This window comes from Streptomyces sp. NBC_00016, from assembly GCF_045040885.1.
GTDB lineage: Bacteria > Actinomycetota > Actinomycetes > Streptomycetales > Streptomycetaceae > Streptomyces > Streptomyces coriariae.
Genome location: NZ_CP108304.1, coordinates 1,943,137 through 1,961,485, shown reverse-complemented (window position 1 = coordinate 1,961,485; position 18,349 = coordinate 1,943,137). Strand labels below are relative to the sequence as shown.

At 72.1% G+C, this 18,349-nt stretch carries 16 protein-coding genes; 9 read left to right on the top strand and 7 right to left on the bottom strand.

The features are described from left to right. Positions 1–28 precede the first annotated feature (28 nt). The gene (locus OG933_RS08805; RefSeq protein WP_405626351.1) at positions 29–736 is read right to left on the bottom strand and encodes a TetR/AcrR family transcriptional regulator; all 708 of its coding nucleotides are present in this window, start codon (positions 734–736) and stop codon (positions 29–31) included. Between the two features lie 210 nt (positions 737–946). On the opposite strand from OG933_RS08805, the gene OG933_RS08800 reads away from it, so the two are divergent. Next, the gene (locus OG933_RS08800) at positions 947–2,953 is read left to right on the top strand and encodes a pyruvate dehydrogenase complex E1 component subunit beta (protein ID WP_405626350.1); all 2,007 of its coding nucleotides are present in this window, start codon (positions 947–949) and stop codon (positions 2,951–2,953) included. 134 nt (positions 2,954–3,087) lie between these two features. On the opposite strand, the gene OG933_RS08795 is transcribed toward OG933_RS08800, so the two are convergent. After that, positions 3,088–4,134, bottom strand: a complete 1,047-nt coding sequence (locus OG933_RS08795; protein WP_405626348.1) for a cyclase family protein — start codon at positions 4,132–4,134, stop codon at positions 3,088–3,090. 164 nt (positions 4,135–4,298) lie between these two features. On the opposite strand from OG933_RS08795, the gene OG933_RS08790 reads away from it, so the two are divergent. Together OG933_RS08790 and OG933_RS08785 are read left to right on the top strand one after the other, a co-directional pair. Beyond that, entirely contained in the window at positions 4,299–4,697 is a 399-nt protein-coding gene (locus tag OG933_RS08790; protein WP_405626347.1) for a nuclear transport factor 2 family protein, read from the top strand. Positions 4,698–4,736: 39 nt separating this feature from the next. Continuing rightward, positions 4,737–5,144 (top strand): nuclear transport factor 2 family protein, encoded by a 408-nt coding sequence (locus tag OG933_RS08785; protein ID WP_405626346.1) that lies wholly within the window; start codon positions 4,737–4,739, stop codon positions 5,142–5,144. A 64-nt stretch (positions 5,145–5,208) separates the two neighbouring features. Here OG933_RS08785 and OG933_RS08780 read toward each other — a convergent pair whose 3' ends face one another. Beyond that, entirely contained in the window at positions 5,209–6,852 is a 1,644-nt protein-coding gene (locus OG933_RS08780) for a flavin-containing monooxygenase (RefSeq protein ID WP_405626345.1), read from the bottom strand. Between the two features lie 178 nt (positions 6,853–7,030). Here OG933_RS08780 and OG933_RS08775 point away from each other — a divergent pair, with 178 nt between their 5' ends. From OG933_RS08775 to OG933_RS08750, 6 genes are all read left to right on the top strand, one after another. Next, complete coding sequence (locus OG933_RS08775; protein ID WP_362518400.1) at positions 7,031–7,423, top strand: carboxymuconolactone decarboxylase family protein; 393 nt, start codon at positions 7,031–7,033, stop codon at positions 7,421–7,423. Positions 7,424–7,496: 73 nt separating this feature from the next. Beyond that, the gene (locus OG933_RS08770; protein WP_362518402.1) at positions 7,497–8,237 is read left to right on the top strand and encodes an SDR family NAD(P)-dependent oxidoreductase; all 741 of its coding nucleotides are present in this window, start codon (positions 7,497–7,499) and stop codon (positions 8,235–8,237) included. Positions 8,238–8,292: 55 nt separating this feature from the next. Then, complete coding sequence (locus OG933_RS08765) at positions 8,293–9,495, top strand: NAD(P)/FAD-dependent oxidoreductase (protein ID WP_405626343.1); 1,203 nt, start codon at positions 8,293–8,295, stop codon at positions 9,493–9,495. A gap of 19 nt (positions 9,496–9,514) precedes the next feature. Next, a complete protein-coding gene (locus OG933_RS08760; protein WP_020129392.1) occupies positions 9,515–9,709 on the top strand; it encodes a ferredoxin in 195 nt (64 codons plus the stop codon). Positions 9,710–9,756: 47 nt separating this feature from the next. Beyond that, complete coding sequence (locus tag OG933_RS08755) at positions 9,757–10,995, top strand: cytochrome P450 (protein ID WP_362518409.1); 1,239 nt, start codon at positions 9,757–9,759, stop codon at positions 10,993–10,995. 151 nt (positions 10,996–11,146) lie between these two features. Continuing rightward, positions 11,147–12,109: an SDR family NAD(P)-dependent oxidoreductase gene (locus tag OG933_RS08750; protein ID WP_362518412.1), complete on the top strand. Its 963-nt coding sequence runs from the start codon at positions 11,147–11,149 to the stop codon at positions 12,107–12,109. Between the two features lie 653 nt (positions 12,110–12,762). On the opposite strand, the gene OG933_RS08745 is transcribed toward OG933_RS08750, so the two are convergent. The 4 genes from OG933_RS08745 to OG933_RS08730 all read right to left on the bottom strand — a co-directional run bounded on the left by OG933_RS08745 (position 12,763) and on the right by OG933_RS08730 (position 18,321). Continuing rightward, a complete protein-coding gene (locus OG933_RS08745; RefSeq protein WP_405626340.1) occupies positions 12,763–14,220 on the bottom strand; it encodes an MFS transporter in 1,458 nt (485 codons plus the stop codon). A gap of 304 nt (positions 14,221–14,524) precedes the next feature. Next, a complete protein-coding gene (locus tag OG933_RS08740) occupies positions 14,525–15,544 on the bottom strand; it encodes a hypothetical protein (protein WP_405626337.1) in 1,020 nt (339 codons plus the stop codon). 51 nt (positions 15,545–15,595) lie between these two features. Next, positions 15,596–17,731, bottom strand: coding sequence for a hypothetical protein (locus OG933_RS08735; RefSeq protein WP_405626335.1), 2,136 nt, complete (start codon positions 17,729–17,731; stop codon positions 15,596–15,598). Then, positions 17,728–18,321: a hypothetical protein gene (locus OG933_RS08730; protein ID WP_405626334.1), complete on the bottom strand. Its 594-nt coding sequence runs from the start codon at positions 18,319–18,321 to the stop codon at positions 17,728–17,730. Before OG933_RS08730 ends, OG933_RS08735 begins: the two co-directional genes overlap by 4 nt. Positions 18,322–18,349 lie beyond the last annotated feature (28 nt).

The following is an 18,349-nucleotide window of genomic DNA, read 5'->3' as shown; positions in this document are numbered from 1 at the left end:
CGCGGCGGGTGCCGACGGACCCCTTCGATCAGCTCGCCACCGAGGCGGACCGCCACGCGGCCTCCGGGTCGAGGGGCCGGTCGGGGCGGTCGCGTTTGAACGCCGCCGCCGCCTCCTCCACGTCCGGCAGGGCGGCGGCGGGCGCGCCGAACCCGCGCAGCAGGGTGTCGCAGTACGCGCGGGACAGGTACGCGGCGTCCCAGCGGCCGTCCGGCTTCACCCACTGGTAGGTGTGGTTGTGCAGGTTGAGGAACTGGAGGGTGGCCACGTGCGGGTCGACCGCGCGGAAGCTGCCCCGCTCCATGGCCTTGGTGAGCAGACCCCTGACCAGCCGCTCGAACTCGGCGCGCTGGCCGAGCAGGGTCGTCAGGTGGTCGCCGGTGAGGCTGCGGTAGTCGTGCTCGTAGACCCAGATGTGGTCGAGCCTGCGGAAGATGATGGTGAGCAGCGACTCCGACAGCAGCCGCAGCCGCACCAGCGGATCCGCGTCGAGGGCCGCGATCTCCCTGGCCCGGGAGAGCAGCGGGGCCATCACCCGGGACTGGATCTCGATCAGCAGGTTCTCCTTGGAGTCGATGTAGTAGTACAGCGCCCCCTTGGCGAGCCCGACCGCCCGGCCCAGGTCGTTGACGGAGGTCGCCGCGTAGCCCTGGCGGGCGAACAGCTCCGCGGCCGTGTCGATGATCTTCTGGCGTCTGACCTCGAAACCCGGCCCGTGGCCCGGTGGTCTGGGCATTGCTCCACTCCCCGCCTGATGTGCCGACGTGTCGGTACGACCTGCCCCGGGCCCGCGTCCGGACTGCCGTGGGCACGTCCGGGGGGAAGCGGGCCCGGGGACATCGTTTCTGTTGTGCTCGAAGAAGTTTGCTAGACCAGACGGTACATTAAAAGTAGGACTCAGACGGTGCGGCCTTGCGCCGCCCCGGCGAGCATTGCGAGGACGCGCATGACGACGACCGAGGCACCCCAGGCACCCCAGCAGACCGGAGCGGGAACCGCACACGCGGACCAGCTCCTGGAGATGTATCGCCGGATGCGCCGTATAAGGCGTTTCGAGGAACGGGCGTCCGACCTGTACAAGGCGACGGAGATCCCCGGCTTCCTGCACCTGTCGATCGGTCAGGAGGCCAGTGCGGTCGGGGCCTGCTGGCCGCTCGGCCCCCGCGACGGGATCACCTCCACCCACCGCGGGCACGGCCATGTCCTGGCCAAGGGGCTGGACTCGGCGTCCATGATGGCCGAGCTGATGGGCAAGGAGGCGGGTACGTGCCACGGCCGCGGCGGCTCGATGCACATCGCGGACCCCGGCCTCGGCATCTACGGCGCCAACGGGATCGTCGGCGCCGGACTCCCGATCGCCACGGGCGTGGCGACCGCGGCCAAACTGCGCGCCGCGGGTGACGTGGTGGTGGCGTTCTTCGGGGACGGCGCGGTCGCGCAGGGCATGTTCCACGAGGCGGTCAACCTGGCCGCCGTGTGGGACCTGCCGGTCGTCTTCCTCTGCGAGAACAACCACTACTCCGAGTTCTCGCCCGCCGCCGAACAGCACCGGGCCCCGCTCTCCGCCCGGGCCGCGGGGTACGGCATCGGGTACGCGCACGTCGACGGCAACGACGTCCTGGCGGTGGCCGGGATGATGGCCGACGTGGTGGAGCGGCTGCGGGGCGGCGGCGGTCCGGTCCTGGTGGAGGCCGAGACCTACCGCTGGCACGGCCACTACGAGGGCGACCCCGAGCGCTACCGCAGCGCGCAGGAGGTCGCCGCCGCCAAGGAACGCGACCCGCTGCTGGTGGCCCGCCGGCACCTGGCGACGGCGGGCGTGCCGGCCGCGGCGGCCGACGCGGTCGACGAGGAGATCGACAAGGAGATCGAGGCGGCGGTCGAGTGGGCCAGGGGCCTGCCCGAGCCGGCCCCCGAGACCCTGTACGACTTCGTGTCGGCCCCGCGTCCCGCCCGGCCCGAGCCCGCCCCGGCCACCGGTGAGATCTTCCGCTCGATGGACGCCGTACGGCTCGCCCTGGAACACGAACTCGCGGCCGATCCGGCCGTGTTCGTCGCCGGTATCGACGTCGGCGCGGGCGGGAACGTCTTCGGGCTGACCCGGGGCCTGGCCGAGGCGTTCCCGGGCCGGGTCCGCGACACGCCGATCAGCGAGAGCGCCATCCTCGGCACGGCGGTGGGGGCGGCCATGGCCGGAATGAAGCCGGTCGTCGAGATCATGTACATGGACTTCATCGGCGTCTGCCTCGACATGCTGCTCAACCAGGCTGCCAAGCTGCGCTTCATGACCGGCGGCCGGGCCGCCATGCCCCTGGTGGTGCGCACCCAGTTCGGTGCCGGGCGCTCCTCCGGCAGCCAGCACTCGCAGAGCCTGGAAGCGCTGCTGGCCCACATCCCGGGGCTGACGGTGGTGATGCCGTCCAACCCGGCCGACACCTACGGCCTGCTGCGCGCCGCCATCCAGGACCCCAATCCGGTCGTCTTCGTCGAGAACCGGCTCCAGTACGGCTTCAAGGGCCCGAAGCCACCGGTCGACCACATGGTCCCGCTGGGCCGGGCGAAGGTGGTCCGCGAGGGCACCGACATCACGCTCGTCTCCTGGTCGCGGATGGTCCAGGACGCCCTGGCCGCCGCGGAGTCGCTGGCCGCCGAGGGCGTGAGCGTGGAGGTGATCGACCTGCGCACGATCGCCCCGCTGGACCGGGAGACGGTGCTCGCCTCCCTCGCCAGGACCAACCGGCTGGTCATCGCGCACGAGGCGGTACGGGACTTCGGCGTCGGCGCCGAACTCGCGGCGCTCGCCGTCGACGAGGGGTTCTGGCACCTGGACGCGCCCGTCACCCGGGTGGCGCCGCCGCCGATGCCCGCGCCCTACGCGCCCTCGCTGGAACGGCTGTGGCTGCCCTCGTCCGACACCATCGCCGACACGCTGCGGCGCATCGCGGCGGTGTGAGGAGGATGCGACGGCAAGGGGGAGGCCCCGGGACGTTCGTCCCGGGGCCTCCCCCTTGTGCGGACCGCCGTCGGCCCGGCTGTGCCGGCAGGGCCAGGGCGTGGGCCGACGGCGGATCCGGTCCCGCCCGTGTGTCAGACGGTCGCGACCGGGGTGAGCGGACTGCCCTGGGTGCCTGGCAGGTTGAGCGGGGGAGCGGTGAGCAGGAAGCGGCTGCGGCCGTGCTCGCGCAGCCAGGCCGCGAGGTCGTGCAGGTACCACAGTTCACCGAGCGGGACGCCGAGCTTGAACAGGCACAGATGGTGGATGGGCAGCAGCGTGTGCGGGCCCTGGGCCTGGGTGACGCCCACGCCCTCGACCGCGTAGTTGTCGGCCACCAGGCCCGCGATCTGCGACTCGGCGATCCAGTCGAGCAGCGCCGGGTCGTCCGCGTCGAGATAGGCGGCGGTCCGGTGGATGGCCACCGGGTCGGGGTTCTTCTCCCAGGCCAGCAGCTGGGTGGCGAAGCCGGTGTGCAGCAGGAGGATGTCGCCGGGCTCCACCACGACGTCGTCCGCCGCCATGATCTCCTGGAGTTTCGCCAGATCGACCGGCTGGTAGCCGGTGCCCAGGTGGTGCGCGAGGTCGATCAGGACGCCCCGGCCCTGCACCCCGTGCTCGGCCATGTGCTCGAGACCGAGGTGGCGGGCGAAACTGAGGCTCCCGCTGCCGTCACCCTTGGCGTCCTCCTGCGGTCCGACGAGGTCGGTGCCGGGCCGGTAGCCGTTGTAGTAGACCGGCTCGGCGACGCCGTCGCCGTCGGCGTCGAACTCGGCGCCCTGGTGGGCGAGGGAGTCCCACTGGGTCGAGTACTGGAGCCACAGGGTCACCACGTCGTCGGACCACACGTCGACCAGGTCCGGCGAGAAGTGCTCGCTCGCCTTGATGTTGTAGAAGACGTCCTGCTGGTGCTGGAGGTCCTCGGTGGGCCGCAGGATCGGCGGGTAACGGCGCTGGTTCAAAGCGGTGCCGCCCGGATAGTCGAGCGGCAGGCTCAGGCTGAAGGTGATCCCGTGCTCGACCTCTCGGACCGCCTGGAGGACCTTCTCCGGCGTCATCAGGTTGATGCGCCCCAGTTCGTCGTCCTCACCGAACTCGCCCCATGTCGAACCGGGCGGCCGCTGCTTCCAACGCTTCGTCACGATAAACGCCTCCTCAGGCGACAGGTCCCCGTTGACTGCCATCCGCATGCTATGAAGATTGTACCGTTCGGTCAACAAGTCTGATTGCTCGAAATTCTGGCTTCAGATTATCCGCGTCTCGGTAATAGACTGACTGGTCGAAACGTCTATCCCTTGGAGGGGCAATGAGCGAATCCACACAGGCGTGGGTCGCGGCGGGCGTGCGTGCCGTGATCGGGGCGCACACACAGGCCCAGGACGCCGGCCGTACCGACGACGTCGTCGCGCTGTACACACCCGACGCGGTCCTGGAGCTGCCGGGGACGGATCCCCTCCAGGGGCACGACGCGCTGCGTGAGGCCTTCAAGGGATGGGCGCCCACCCAGCCGCAACTGCACCTGGTGACCAACACGGTCGTCACCGCCCTGGGACCCGACGAGGCGACGGCGGCGAGCGACGTGGCCTTCCTCCAGCGCGGCGAGTCGGGCTGGTCGGTGCAGGTCGTCGGGCACTACGACGACACGCTGCGCCGCGTCGACGGCACCTGGCTGCTGCGGCGCAGGAGGACGACGTATCAGGTCTGACCGCCGTCCCCCGCCCCACCCCTTCGACCCTGGAGAGAGATGAGTACGACTTCTGCCGACACCGAGGCCGCGGCCGCCGCCGGTGTGCACCGCGCCATCGCCGCCTACGCGCAGGCGCTGGACGCCGGCCGCACCGACGACCTCGCCGACCTCTTCGTGCCGGACGGCGTCGCCGAGATAACCGGCATGGCCGCCTTCGAGGGCCGGGACGCGATCAGGGAGGGCTTCGCGGGCTTCGCGCCGGCCGCGCCGCAGCTGCACCTGGTGGCCAACACGGTGCTCACCTCGTACACCGACGAGGAGGCCACGGCCGTCAGCGACCTGGCGTTCTTCCAGCGCGGCGAGTCGGGCTGGACGGTGCAGCTGGTCGGCCGCTACGACGACACATTGGGCCTGCACGACGGCGTGTGGAAGTTCCGCCGGAGGGTCACCACCTTCCGGTCCTAGCGGACCGCCCGGCCCCCGGACGCCCGTGCCGCCTGTGGAGCAGGCGGCACGGGCGTCCGCCTGCTCAGACCGCCGGATCCGGGGCCTGGGCCTTGGTGAAGGCGAAGGCCGGGAAGTCGTTCGCCACCGACTCGCGGATCAGCTCCTGGAGCTTCCAGCGCCCGGTCGGGTTCAGCAGCTGCTTGACCGGCTTGCCGGGGATGTTGGCACCGTAGAAGTAGCTGCTCTTGAGGAAGGACGACTGTCCCGCGCTGTCGTTGACGAGGTCCGTCCACTCCTGCTCGGCGGCGGTCGTGACCTCGACGACGTCGTGGCCGTGCTCGCGCGCGTGGACGAGCAGGTCCATGACGTAGTCCACCTGGTCGCCGGAGTAGCGCGGGTTGTTGCCCAGCGCGCCGTGCGGTCCGCCGGGGAACCAGAAGTTGGGGAAGCCGGCGGTCGTCACCCCGAGGTAGGTCGACGGCCCGTCCGCCCAGTACTCCTCCAGGGGGAGGCCCCGGCGGCCGCGCACGCCGAGGCGGTTGAGGGCGCCGGTGCCGAAGTCGTAGCCGGTCGCCCAGATGATGATGTCGAACTCCTGGTGGCCCTCGGAGGTCTCGATCCCGGTCTCGGTGATGCGGACGATCGGCGTCTCGTTGATGTCGACGAGCCGGACGGCCGGCTTGTTGTACGCCTCGTAGTAGCCGGTGCCGAACGGGGGCCGCCGGCCGCCGTAGCCGTGCCCCTTGGGGATCAGCTTCTCGGCCGTCGCCGGATCCTCGACGATGGAGCGGATCTTGGCGGCGATGAACTCGCACCACTCCTCGTTGACCGTGGCGTTGGTGGTCATGTCGTAGTAGTGCTCGGAGAGCTTCGTGAAGCCCGGGCCGTTCCACCGCGTCTCGTAGAACTCCTGGCGCTGCTCCGGGGAGTCCTCCAGGCCCGACCGCATGGTGATCCGGTGCAGGAAGCCGCTCGGCGAGGTGTTGAGGGTGTCCCTGATGGACTCGTAGCCGCCCTTGAGCTCGGCCTGTTCCTCGGACGTGATCGGCCGGTTGTTGAGCGGGGTCAGCCAGTCGGCCACCTTCTGGTACACCGTCAGCTGCGCGACCTCGTCGGCGATCGCGGGCACGATCTGGACGCCGCTGGATCCGGTGCCGATCTGGGCCACCCGCTTGCCGGCGAAGTCCACCGGGGTGGCGGGCCAGCGGCCGGTGTGGTGCTGCTCGCCGCGGAAGTCCTCGCGGCCCGGGACGGCGGGGACGAAGGGCACGGAGAGGATGCCGGTCGCGGCCACGACGTGACGCGCCCGGTGTCGGGTGCCGTCCTCGGTGCGCACGGCCCAGGTGCCGGTCGCCTCGTCCCAGACCGCCTCGGTCACCTTCGCGCCGAACACCATGTGGCGCCGCAGGTCGAACCGGTCGACCACGTGGTTGAAGTAGCGCTCGATCTCCGGCTGGCCGGCGAAGTGCTCCGACCACTCCCACTCCTCCCACAGCTCCTTGGAGAACAGGTAGCCGTAGGTGTAGCTCTCGGAGTCGAAGCGCGCCTCGGGGTAGCGGTTCCAGTACCAGGTGCCGCCCACGCCGCTGCCCGCCTCGAGCAGCTTGGTCGAGAACCCGGACTCCCGGGCCCGGTACAGCTGGCCGATGCCGGTGACGCCGGCGCCGATGACGAGTACGTCCACGAGGCCCTGGTCCGCCGGGCCCGTCTTCGTGGTGTCGCTCATGTGCTCTCCCGCGTGAGCCTTGATTATTATGTCGACCGGTCGATCGAATATTGAGGTGAGAGTAGAGGAGGTGTCGGATTCGTTCAATGGATGCGAATCTCGGCCGGGACATTGATTGTACCGACCGTCTGGTCTAACTTTCGCTGCAGGGACGCGAAGCCGCGCGACGGGAGCAGTCATGAGTGACAACAGCGTCGAGGAAACCACCGATCTGCGGGCCGCGGGCTGGAAGGCCATGCGGGCCGCCCTGCCGGGCGTCTTCCCCGAGGACGACGTCGATCTGCGGGACGGCCGCTTCGGCGAGGAGCTGGTCGACATCGGTCTCACCAGCGTCTGGGGAGCGCTGTGGGGACGCGAGGGGCTCGCCCCGCGCGACCGCAGCCTGGTCACGCTCGGGATCCTCATCGCCCTCGGCGCCGAGACCGAGCTGAAGACCCACGTCCGGATCGCGCTGACGAACGGCCTGACCCGGGACGAGATCGCCGAGGTCGTCTACCACTCCAGCGGCTACACCGGGTTCCCGCGGGCGGTCGCCGCCCGCACCGCCGCCCGCGAGGCGCTGGAGGGCTGACGGCCCCGCCCGGGTGCACCCCGCGCCCGGGAGTCAGCGAGCGGGGGCCACACCGAGCACATGAGGAGCACACATGTCACTTCAGGGAAAGGTCGCGGTCGTCACCGGCGGCGCGCGGGGAATCGGACGCGGGATCGCGACCGTGCTCGCGGCCAAGGGCGCCGCCGTGGCGGTCTGGGACCTGAACACCGAGGGCGCCGAGAAGACCGCCGCGGAGATCCGGGCGGCCGGCGGAACGGCCCTCGCGGTGGGCGGTGACGCCGCCGACGCGGCGGCCGTGGCCCGCTCCGCGGCACGCACCCGCGAGGAACTGGGACCGGTCACGATCCTCGTCAACAACGCGGGGACGACCGGCTACGAGCCCTTCACCCACATCGGCGAGGCGTCCTGGGACCGCATGATCGGGATCAACCTCAAGGGACCGTTCCTGGTCACCCGGGAGCTGGTGCCCGACATGCTCGAGGCCGGCTGGGGCCGGATCGTCAACATCTCCTCGTCCTCCGCCCAGACCGGCGCGCCCGCCATGGCGCACTACGCGGCCTCCAAGGGCGGCGTCATCGGCCTCACCAGGGCGCTGGCGGTCGAGTACATCGACAAGGGGATCACCGTCAACCACGTCCCGCCGGGGTTCATCGACACCCCGCTGGTGCGCCAGGGCCCCGTCGACGTGGACGCGGTCGCGGCCACCATGCCGATGAAGCGGGCCGGTACGCCCGAGGACGTCGCACACGCGGTGGCCTACCTGGCCTCGCCGGAGGCGGGCTATGTGACCGGCCAGACCTTCAGCGTCAACGGCGGGCGCTACCTCACCTGACCGAGCCGTCCGTCCGCACCCGGAACACCGCACCAACGCCGTACTGGAGCCGAGAATGAGCATCGACGACGTCAGGGCCCCGGCCCGCGTCCTGGTGGTGGGCGCCTCCGCGTCCGGACTGACCACCGTGGAGACCCTGCGCCGCAAGGGCTACGAGGGCCGGATCACGGTGCTCGGCGACGAGCCGCACGCCCCGTACGACCGGCCGCCGCTGTCCAAGCAGGTGCTCTTGGGCGCATGGGAGCCGGAGCGGGCCGCACTGCGCACCCAGGACGTGCTGTCGGCGCTCGACGCCGAGTTCGTCCTGGGCGACCCGGCGGTCGCACTGGACCGGGCGTCGCGCGGTGTCCGTACGGCGTCCGGGCGGCAGTTGCGGGCCGACGCGATCGTCATCGCCACGGGGGTCCGGGCCCGGCGCCTGCCCGGCTCGGAAGACCTCGCCGGCGTCCACGTACTGCGCACCCTCGACGACGCGCTGGCCCTGCGCGCCGGACTGCCGGCCGGCACCCGGCTGGTGGTCGTCGGCGAGGGCGTGCTCGGCTCCGAGATCGCGGCCACCGCACGGACCCTGGGCCTCGACGTCACGCTCACCGGCCCGCTGTCGGCGCCCATGGCACTCCAGGTGGGCCCGCTGGTGTCGGGCGTGCTGGCCGGCCTGCACACCGAGCGGGGCGTCGAACTCCGGCTCGGCAACGGCGTCGTCGGGCTCACGGCCGACGGCGGCCGGGTCACCGGCGTCCGGCTCGCCACCGGCGAGGTGCTCCCGGCCGACGCGGTGGTCGTGGCGATCGGCGCGACCCCGGCGACGCAGTGGCTCGCCGACAGCGGGCTGGAGCTCGACAACGGCGTGGTGTGCGACTCCCACTGCCGGGCGGAGGAGGGGATCTACGCCGTCGGTGACGTGGCCCGCTGGTACCACGAGGGCCTCGGCCGGCTCGTCCGCCTGGAGAACCGGACCAACGCCACGGAACAGGCCATGGCGGTCGCCGGGGAGATCCTCGGCGCGGACCGGCCGTACACACCGGTGCCGTACTTCTGGACCGACCAGTACGACGCCAAGCTCCAGGTGCACGGCTTCCTGCCCCCCGACGCCGAAGTGGACGTCGTGGAAGGGGATCTGACGGCCCGTCGCTTCGTCGCCCGGTACCGCAGCGAGGGCCGGGTCACCGGGGTGCTCGGCTGGAACATGCCCAAGCAGGCCCGCACGCGCCGTCAGGAGATCGTCAACGGCCTCGACGCTCCCGCCCCGACCCACTGAACGATCAGGAGAGATTCCCATGAAGGTTGTCGTCGACGAGGAGAAGTGCGTCGCCGCCGGACAGTGCGTGGCCGCCGCCATGGACGTGTTCGACCAGCGCGAGGACGACGGCATCGTCGTCCTGCTGGACGAGAACCCGCCGGCCGAACTGGCCGAGGACGTCCGCAACGCCGCCGCGGTGTGCCCGGCGCTCGCGATCCGCCTCGAGGAGTAGACCCCGAACTTCGCCCCTTCCCCCCATCCCTCACCGGAGGAACATCCATGGCCGAGGCAGACACCCGGGACGCGTCCGACGAGTCCCTCTACTTCTACCAGGACGAGCGGGACGCCAAGTGCCCCTTCGCCCCGCCGCCCGGGCTGCGCGCCCTGAACGACAAGGGTCCCGTGACCCGCGGCCGGATCTGGGACGGCAGCACCCCCTGGCTCGTCACGGGCCACGCCGCCCAGCGCGCCATCCTGTCCGACCCCCGGGTCAGCTCGGACGACAAGCGGCCGGGATTCCCGTATCCCAACCGGGCCATGGCGGAGACCGCCCCCCACCACCCGCTCACGATCTTCAACGCCGACGGCGCCGACCACACACGGATCCGCCGCATGATGACCCGCCCGTTCACCCGCCCCCGGATGGAGGCGCTGCGGCCGGACATCCAGCGGTTCACGGACGAGCTCATCGACAAGATGCTGGCGGGCCCGAAGCCGGTGAACCTGGTGACGGCGCTGTCGCTGCCGCTGCCCTCGCTGATGATCTGCGCGCTGCTCGGTGTGCCGTACGAGGACCACGACTTCTTCCAGGAGCACGCCTCCTTCGCCACCAGGAGCGACAAGACGGCCGACGACGACCGCCGGGCGAGCGAGGCGCTGGGCGGCTACCTCGCCGGGCTGCTCCGGAAGAAGATGGAGGAGCCCGCGGACGACGTGCTCTCCGACTTCGCCGCGCGGATCAAGGAGGGCGACCTCACCCTTCCCGAGGCCACCCTGCTCTCCATGATCCTGCTGATCGCGGGTCACGAGACCAGCGCGACCATGATCACGCTGGGCACCGCCCTGCTGCTGGAGAACCCCGACGAGATCGCGCGGCTGCGCGAGGTCGAGGACACCCGGGACGCCGCAGGCGCGGTCGAGGAGATCCTGCGCTACCTGACCGTCGCGATGTTCGGGCAGCGGCGCATCGCCGCCGAGGACTTCGAGTTCGAGGGCGCGCAGATCAAGGCCGGGGACGGCATCGTCGTCCCGCTGCCCGCCGGCAACTGGGATCCCGAGGCGTTCCCCGAGCCCGAGAAGCTCGACCTCACCCGCAAGGCGAACCACCACCACGCCTTCGGCTGGGGCATCCACCAGTGCCTGGGCCAGCAGCTCGCCCGGATCGAACTCCAGGTCGTCTACGGCACGCTCTACCGGCGCGTCCCGACCCTCCGTCTCGCGGTCGACCGCGACGAGCTCGCGTTCCGTCCGGCCGACGCGCTCGCCTTCGGCATCAGCGAGTTGCCGGTGACCTGGTAGCCCCATCGCCGCGCCACCCCGGGCGCCTCGGCGCCGACCGGCCGGTCCCACCCACCCGGGCGGGACCGGCCACCGCATCCACCACCGGTATCCGCATCCGCCGGCGCATCCGCATCCGCATCCGCACACGGCAGTACAACAGGAGTCAGGCATGAGTGAGTTCAGCTTCGAAGGACGCGTCGCGGTCGTCACCGGCGCCGGCCGGGGGATCGGCCGGGCCCACGCCCGCCTGCTGGCGGAGCGCGGGGCGAAGGTCGTCGTCAACGACCTGGGCGGATCCATGGAGGGCGACGGCTCGGACACCGGACCGGCGCAGAGGGTCGTCGAGGAGATCGTCGCGTCCGGCGGCGAGGCCGTCGCCGATACCGAGGACATCTCCACACCGGCGGGCGGACAGGCCGTCATCGACTCCGCGATCGAGCACTTCGGCCGCATCGACGTCCTCGTCAACAACGCGGGCATCATCCGGTGGGCCGGCCTGCCGGAGGTCGACGCGGAGAACCTGGAGCGCCACCTCGCCGTCCACCTCGTCGGCTCGTTCAACACGCTGCGCGCCGCCTGGCCGCACTTCGTCGAGCAGCGGTACGGCCGCGTCGTACTGACCACCTCCAGCGGCCTGTTCGGGCTCGACAACAACCTGTCGTACGCGGCGGCGAAGGCGGGCACGGTCGGGCTGGCCCGCAGCGCGAAACTGTCGGGCGAGCCCCACGGGATCAAGGTCAATCTGATCGCCCCCGCGGCGATGACCCGGATGGGCGGCGGCCCCGAGGAGGAGCCCGCCGAGAAGGCCCCCGGTATGCCGTACATGCCGTCGGACGCGGTGGCGCCGATGGTGGCGTATCTCGCGCACGAGAGCTGCCCGGTCAACGGCGAGATCTACACCGCCGGCGCCGGCCGCTTCGCGCGCCTGTTCATCGCCTCGACCGAGGGCTACGTCCACGAGGGCGGCGGTTCGGTCACCGTCGAGGACGTGGCGGGGAACTGGGACGCCATCAACGACGAGAAGGGCTACTACGTGCCGTCGGACCTGATGGCCTGGTCGGGCGCGTTCCTGAAGCACCAGTTCACCTCGACATCGATCGCCGGTTCCGCGAACGCGAACGCGAACGCGTAGGCGTACGGCGGCCGCACGCACCACCCGGCCGCACGGCTGCACGGCTGCACGGTTGCACGGCTGACGGGCGTGACGCCGCGACAGCCGTGGGCCGGACGGGGGTTGCCGAAGGCGCGCGACGAGGGTGGCCGAGGGCCGGGCGAAATGCCCGGCCCTCGCGGCGTTTCGCCATGCGCGTCGGCAGCAGCCGAGGGATCGTCTGCGGTCTGCGGTCTGCGGTCTGCGGTCTGCGGTCTGCGGTCTGCGGTCTGCGGTCTGCGGTCTGCGGTCTGCGGTCTGCGGTCTGCGGTCTGCGGTCTGCGGTCTGCGGTCTGCGGTCTGCGGTCTGCGGTCTGCGGTATGGCGTATGCGATATGGGGTCTGGCGCATGCGGTATGCCGTTCAATGTCTGCAGTGTGCGGACGGTCGCGTACGGCAGTGAAGGCCGGTGGCGCCTCGTACGTGATGGCCCAGCCCCGGCCCGTGGGCAGCCGCCACGCGGGGTGGCGCGGCAAGCGGGACAGGTACGGGTCGGCCTGGGCCGGTGAGGGGCCGGGGCGGCGCACCGCAAGCCGGGTGGGACCGGCTCCGTCGCGCCGTCCTGCCCGGCCGAACGGCCGGGGGGGGGAAGCGAGCGGAGCCGGTCCCGGGTGGGGCGTCCCGAGGCGGCGCGGTCAGGCCGCCTGGCCGACCTCGGCCTCGTCGAGGCGCTTGCTCCGGGGGATGAGGAGGACGAGCAGCGCGCCCAGGGCGCAGCAACCGACGACCAGCCAGAGGCCGTTCGTGAACCCGGCGTCGAGGTAGAACTGGGTGCCCTTGAGGATCGCGCCGTGCTGGGCCATCACGACGAAGGCCAGCTGCGAGACGATGATCTGCGCGACGCCCTGGCCGAGGGTCTGGGCGCCGTTGGCCAGCGCCTGCTCCTCGGGAGTGACCACCTCGATGATCATGATGGGCACGATGGCCATCACCATGCCCGTGCCGAACCCGGCGATCAGACCCATCTCCACGATCTGGGCGGCGTTGTGGTGCAGTTGGGTGCCGATGCCGTAGCCGAGGACCGTGAGCGCGGATCCGGTGCCCAGCAGGATGCGCGCGTCCACCCGGCGGGCGAGCCAGCCGGTGCCGACGGCCGCCACGATGATCATCGCGCTGATCGGGCTGGTGACGATGGCGTTGTGGGTGCCGGACCAGCCCAGTCCCTCGGAGACCGTGGGGATGCTCGGCATCAGGATCAGCATCTGGATCACCACGCCGACGGCGCTGAGCGAGCCGGCCGCGATGGACGTGGCCAGCAGGACGGTCCACACCGGACGGCGTCGTGTCATGGCCGGCGGGAAGAGCGGTTCGGCGACCCGGCGTTCGACGAACACGAAGGCGACCAGCGCGATCAGTGCCCCGGCGATGTACGTGGCGAACTTGCCGCTGTCCCAACCCCAGTGCGACCCCTGGCCGACGGCGTAGACGATCGCGGTGATGCCGCCGCCGAGCAGGATTCCGCCGATCCAGTCCATCCGGCCGCCCGCCGCGCGGATCGGGCTCTCGGGCACGAAGGCGGCCACCAGGACGAAACTCACCGCGGTGCTGATGGCCATGAACCACAGCACGCCGCGGAAGCCGTAGTCGTCCAGGAGCCAGCCGGACAGGAACGGTCCGCCGAAGGCGACGAGGCCGACTCCGCCGGCGAGTATCCCGCTGGCGAGTCCGACCCAGCGGCGGGGGAACACGTCGCGGGTGATCGCGTAGGCGAGCGGGGCGGTGGCCGCGTAGACGCCCGCGATGCCGCGGCCGATGAGCAGCGTGCGGTAGTCGGTCGCGACGGCGGCGATCAGGTCGCCCGTGAAGCCGAGTCCGGTGGCGACGAGCAGGACGCGCTTCTTGCCGAAGAGAGCCGCGGCCTTGACCGCGAACGGCAGGAAGAAGGTCCCGGTCAGCAGGGTCATCAGGGTGAACCAGGCGATCTCGGTGGTCCGGAAGTGGATCGCGACTTCGGCCTGCGCGATGCCGGACAACGCGGCCATGAGCGCGACCAGTTGGACGGTCCACACGAGCGCGACGACCATGAGGACGTTGCGCGAGGTGGTGGCGGATCTCTCCGGGGCCGGCGGAGCGACGGTTGGTGTCTGCGACATCGGGGCCTTCCATGGGTGAGCGGAGAACCAGGGAACGGCCCGAGTGACTGCGGGCCGGGAAGTGGGGGACGAGCGCGCGGTGCATGAAGCTTCGGTGCGGCTGCCGGAAAGATAGACCCAACGGTCGGTACAATCAATGAAACGCGCAGAAACCGGATCCTCCCGGAAGTCGACGGCTCCTGCGCGGCAGCCCGTACGGCCGCCTGACCGGCGCTTTTCGACTTCAGGGCAGCGGGATCGGGATGCGTCGCGATACGCGAACGGTTTCCGTCCCGCTCAGTGGGACGCCCGGGCGGCAGTCCCGTCAGGGGACGCGGGTCGCTGCTGTGCGGGCCAGGGACAGGGTTCGGGAGCGGGCGGGTGCCGTGGGGCTGCCCGCCTCGCTGAGGACGACCAGGGTCTTCCCCACGACCACCAGGACCAGGGTCTCCTGGACGGTGAAGGTCTCGCTGGTCGCGGTGACCGTGGCGTGCCACGACGCGTCTGCGATGCCTGCCGAACCGTGCGCCACCACCCGTTCCGTGCCGGTCATGCCGTCGCTCCAGCCGATGGCGAACTCGCCGCAACCGGACAGCACGGCGGCCGCCTGCCGGAGGTCCTGTCGCGCGCCGGAACCCGGCAGCCCGCGCACGACCTCCTGGAGGAACGGTCCGCTCTGACTCTGGGCGAAGGTGGCCCTGGCCTCGACCGCGCCGGGGCGGGTACTGCGGTAGGACTCCAGCGCGTTGAGCGTGTCGAGGCACTCGGGGCGGTTCGAGCGGGTGGGGGGATCGTTGCGCAAGCCGGTCCGCACATAGCCTGCGGGCAGCTGGCCCGTCGTCAGCAGCGCGGAGGACAGCTGGGCCGAGGTGGGGAGCCCGGGGGCGGCCGGGGTGCCGGCTCCGGACGTCGAGCGGCCACCTGATCCCGAGCCGGAGCCGCCGCCGCTCCTGTTTCCACCGGATCCGCCGCTCCCGGCGGATCCCGCGCTCACCCCGCTTCCCCCACCCGCGCCGCCGCTCCCTGACGCGCCGGAGCCGCCCGTACGGCCCGTCGTACCCGGACCGCTCCCGCCTTTCGAAGGTGAGCCCGGTGAGGCCTTCGCGGATGCGGAAACGGACGGGGAATCAGAAGCGGAAACAGAAGCGGACGGGGAGCCGGAGGGGGCCGGTGGCGGGGTCGGAGCCGACGAGGACAGGGACGGTTCGACCGGTACGACGGTGTCCGCCTGGTCGGTGGCGTCGCCGCACGCGGTGAGGGCCGTGGCCAGGATCGCCAGCACGATCGGTGCGGCGGTGAACCGGCGTAGGCGGGCGGTGGTCGTCGCGGTGGTCGTCTCGCTCACGCATGCCTCCTCGGAAGGCGGGCGGGTCGTCGGGTCCGGGAGCGCGGAGGCTCAGCGGTGGTAGCGGAAGTACAGGTCGCAGCGCAGGAGCGAGGCGACCAGCGCCTCGCGGTCCACCGGGCCGGTCGGTTCGCGCAGCAGTACGGCGGAGGCGGCGCGCAGGACGGTGTCGTCGAGGCCGCCCAGCAGCTCGGCCGTGTCGCGCCGGCGCTGCGGGTCGGTCCAGATGACGGTTCCGCCGAGGGTCAGCGCACGGCACACGAGGGCGGTGTTCGCGCGCAGTTGCGCCGTGCGCTCGTCCTCGGGCGGGAGAACGGGGAGGTCCTCGATGGGCACGGTCTCGTCGCCGGTGGTGGCCGGTGAGCCGGGTCGGGCGGTGACCGTGGCCGGGGGTCCGGAGGATCGGGTGACCGAGGTCGCCGATGTCCCGGCGAACCCGCCGCCGACCGTGGCCCACCCGGCCCCCGCCGTGACGACGACCCCGGCGCACGCGAGCACCGCCACGGGCCGGAACCGGCGAGCGGCGAGCCCTTCCCCGGTGCGCCGGGCCGCTCGGGCGAGCGGAGCCAGTGCCCCGCCGATGCTGACCAGGACGCCCGTCACCCACCAGGGCGTGGCGATCACACTCCACCGGATGTCCGGGGCGGCGCGGGCCGCGACCAGGCGGGCGAACAGGAACCAGCTGCCCAGCGGTACGGCCGCCAGCAGTCCGGAAAGGACGACGGCCGCCGCGCACGCGGGTGCCGAGTGGGGCCCGGTCACTTCCGCGCGTGCGGCCCGGGCGAGAGAGGTGCTCCAGGTGGCGAACAACGCCCCGCCGATCATCAGGGCCACCGTCAGGGCGAGCACCTGGGCCCGGGGAGCGTCGGTGAGGGAGAGCGCCGTGGCCAGTCCGTCCGCGGTACCGGTGTCCCGTACCCAGTCGCCGGCGGCCCGGCCGGACAGCTGGCTGCCGACGAGCACACCGAGACCGAGCGCGGCCCCGGCCCGTGCCGGCCGCAGGCCGGACGCGTCCCGGTGCCCCACCGCGACGGCCCGCCACCAGGCCACGACCACCACCCCGGCGACCGCCCAGCCGGTCAGCAAACCCGTGATGCTGTAGGCGAGTTGGGCTTGTTGCGGCATCAGGGAGGCGACCAGCAGGGCCAGTTCGGTGAAGAGCAGTCCCGCCGCCAGTCCCGTGGCCAGACACTCGGCGGCCGAAACCCCCCACGCCCGCGCCGGGTCCGCGAGCACGTCGAGGCGGGTTGCGGAGGTGGGATGGCTGGCGAGGCCCACAGCCCGCCGAAGCCGCTGGCGACGGTTCGGCGGCACGTCGGAGGCGACATGTTCGGCGGTGGCGCCCAGCGGTGCGCGCGGATCCGCCTCCGCCGCGAGATCGGCGTCGTGTTCCCGCACGCGCAGAACCGCGCACAGGGTGAGCAGCAGGACGACCAGGACGACCGGCATCCGCGCCAGCAGGCCGGCGGCGAGCAGGCCGGGGTCCAGCAGCAGGGCGGCGCCCACCGGCAGGGTGACCCCCGCGAGCAGGATCCACCAGGCCGCCACGGCGAGCCGTACCCGGCCCACGTCCCGCAGGCGCAGATGGGCCAGTTCGTGCCGGAACATCGCCTCCACCTGCCGGTCGGGCAGGGCGAAGACGTGGGAGTCGGCCACGATCCACGGCTTTCGCACGGTCCCGGACGCGCGGGCCCGGACCCCGATGCGCCGCCCCCCGCGCACCCACAGCGCAGGCCGGGGCCCCGCCCTGTCGCCGTCCTCGTCGGGCAGTACGGCGGTCAGACGGGCGGAGAGTGAGGAGCGGTCGGGCTGCGCCGACCATCGCCACAGGCTCAGCCGGCGTCCGGCGGCCCGGCCGAGCAGGGCGAGGGCCAGCAGGCCGAGCGGCCCGCACAGCACCACCGCCGACTGGGTCAGCCGGACGTCGTTGACGCAGCCGGTGAAGCGGGCGAGCACCGCGTCCGGTGCGCCCTCGGCGACGGGCAGACAGGCGAGTTGGGCGCCCGGCCAGTTGCCCTGCCCCAGGACCAGCCACCACCAGGCGGCGAACGAGGCACCCGCGCCCGCGACGAGGACCAGCAGCACCAGCCGGGTGGTGGTCGGCAGGGGCAACGGGCTGGACACGAGCGCGCGGGCGGTCTCGCACCGTTCGGCGGCGGGCGTGGCGGCGCCCGGCGCGCCGCTCACGACGGCGGTGTGTTCGCGGGCGCCTGCACCTCGCCCGGTTCCTCGTGGGAGCCCGCTCCCTCGTCCAGGTCGGGTGAGCCCGGCTCCTCGTGGGCGTCCGGTGCCCGGCCGTTCACGGGCTCCGCCGGTGGCCGCACCACGGCGACGACGACGATGTCGGCGCACGCCTCGGCCTGCGCGGGGGACAGCCGGGCGGCCCGGCTCTGGGCCAGGGCCCAGTCGGTGAGTTCCTGCCGCGTCACCCCGGAGAGCTCCGGGACGACGGCGGTCAGCGCCGCACGCCGCTCGTCGGCCGCGGCGCCGCGCAGCCGCCGTTGCCGCCACCACCGCGCCAGTCTGCCGCCGCCGGCCCGGATGCGTCCGGAGGCGAGGTCGGCGAGGATCTGCGCGACGACCGCCACGAGGACCGGCGACAGGACGGCCGTCTGGATGCCGTCGCCCAGCGGGTCCCCGGCCGGGCGGTGCAGGGGCTGCGGGGGGTACGGCCGGGCGGTGTAGGCCCGGCAGGTCTCGTCGAGTTTCTCCAGTTCGGCCGGCGCGATGCCGCGGACCACTTCACGCAGGACGTCCTGCCCCGTGTGCTGGTGCATGCATTCCTCCCGTGGGGACAAACCGGTG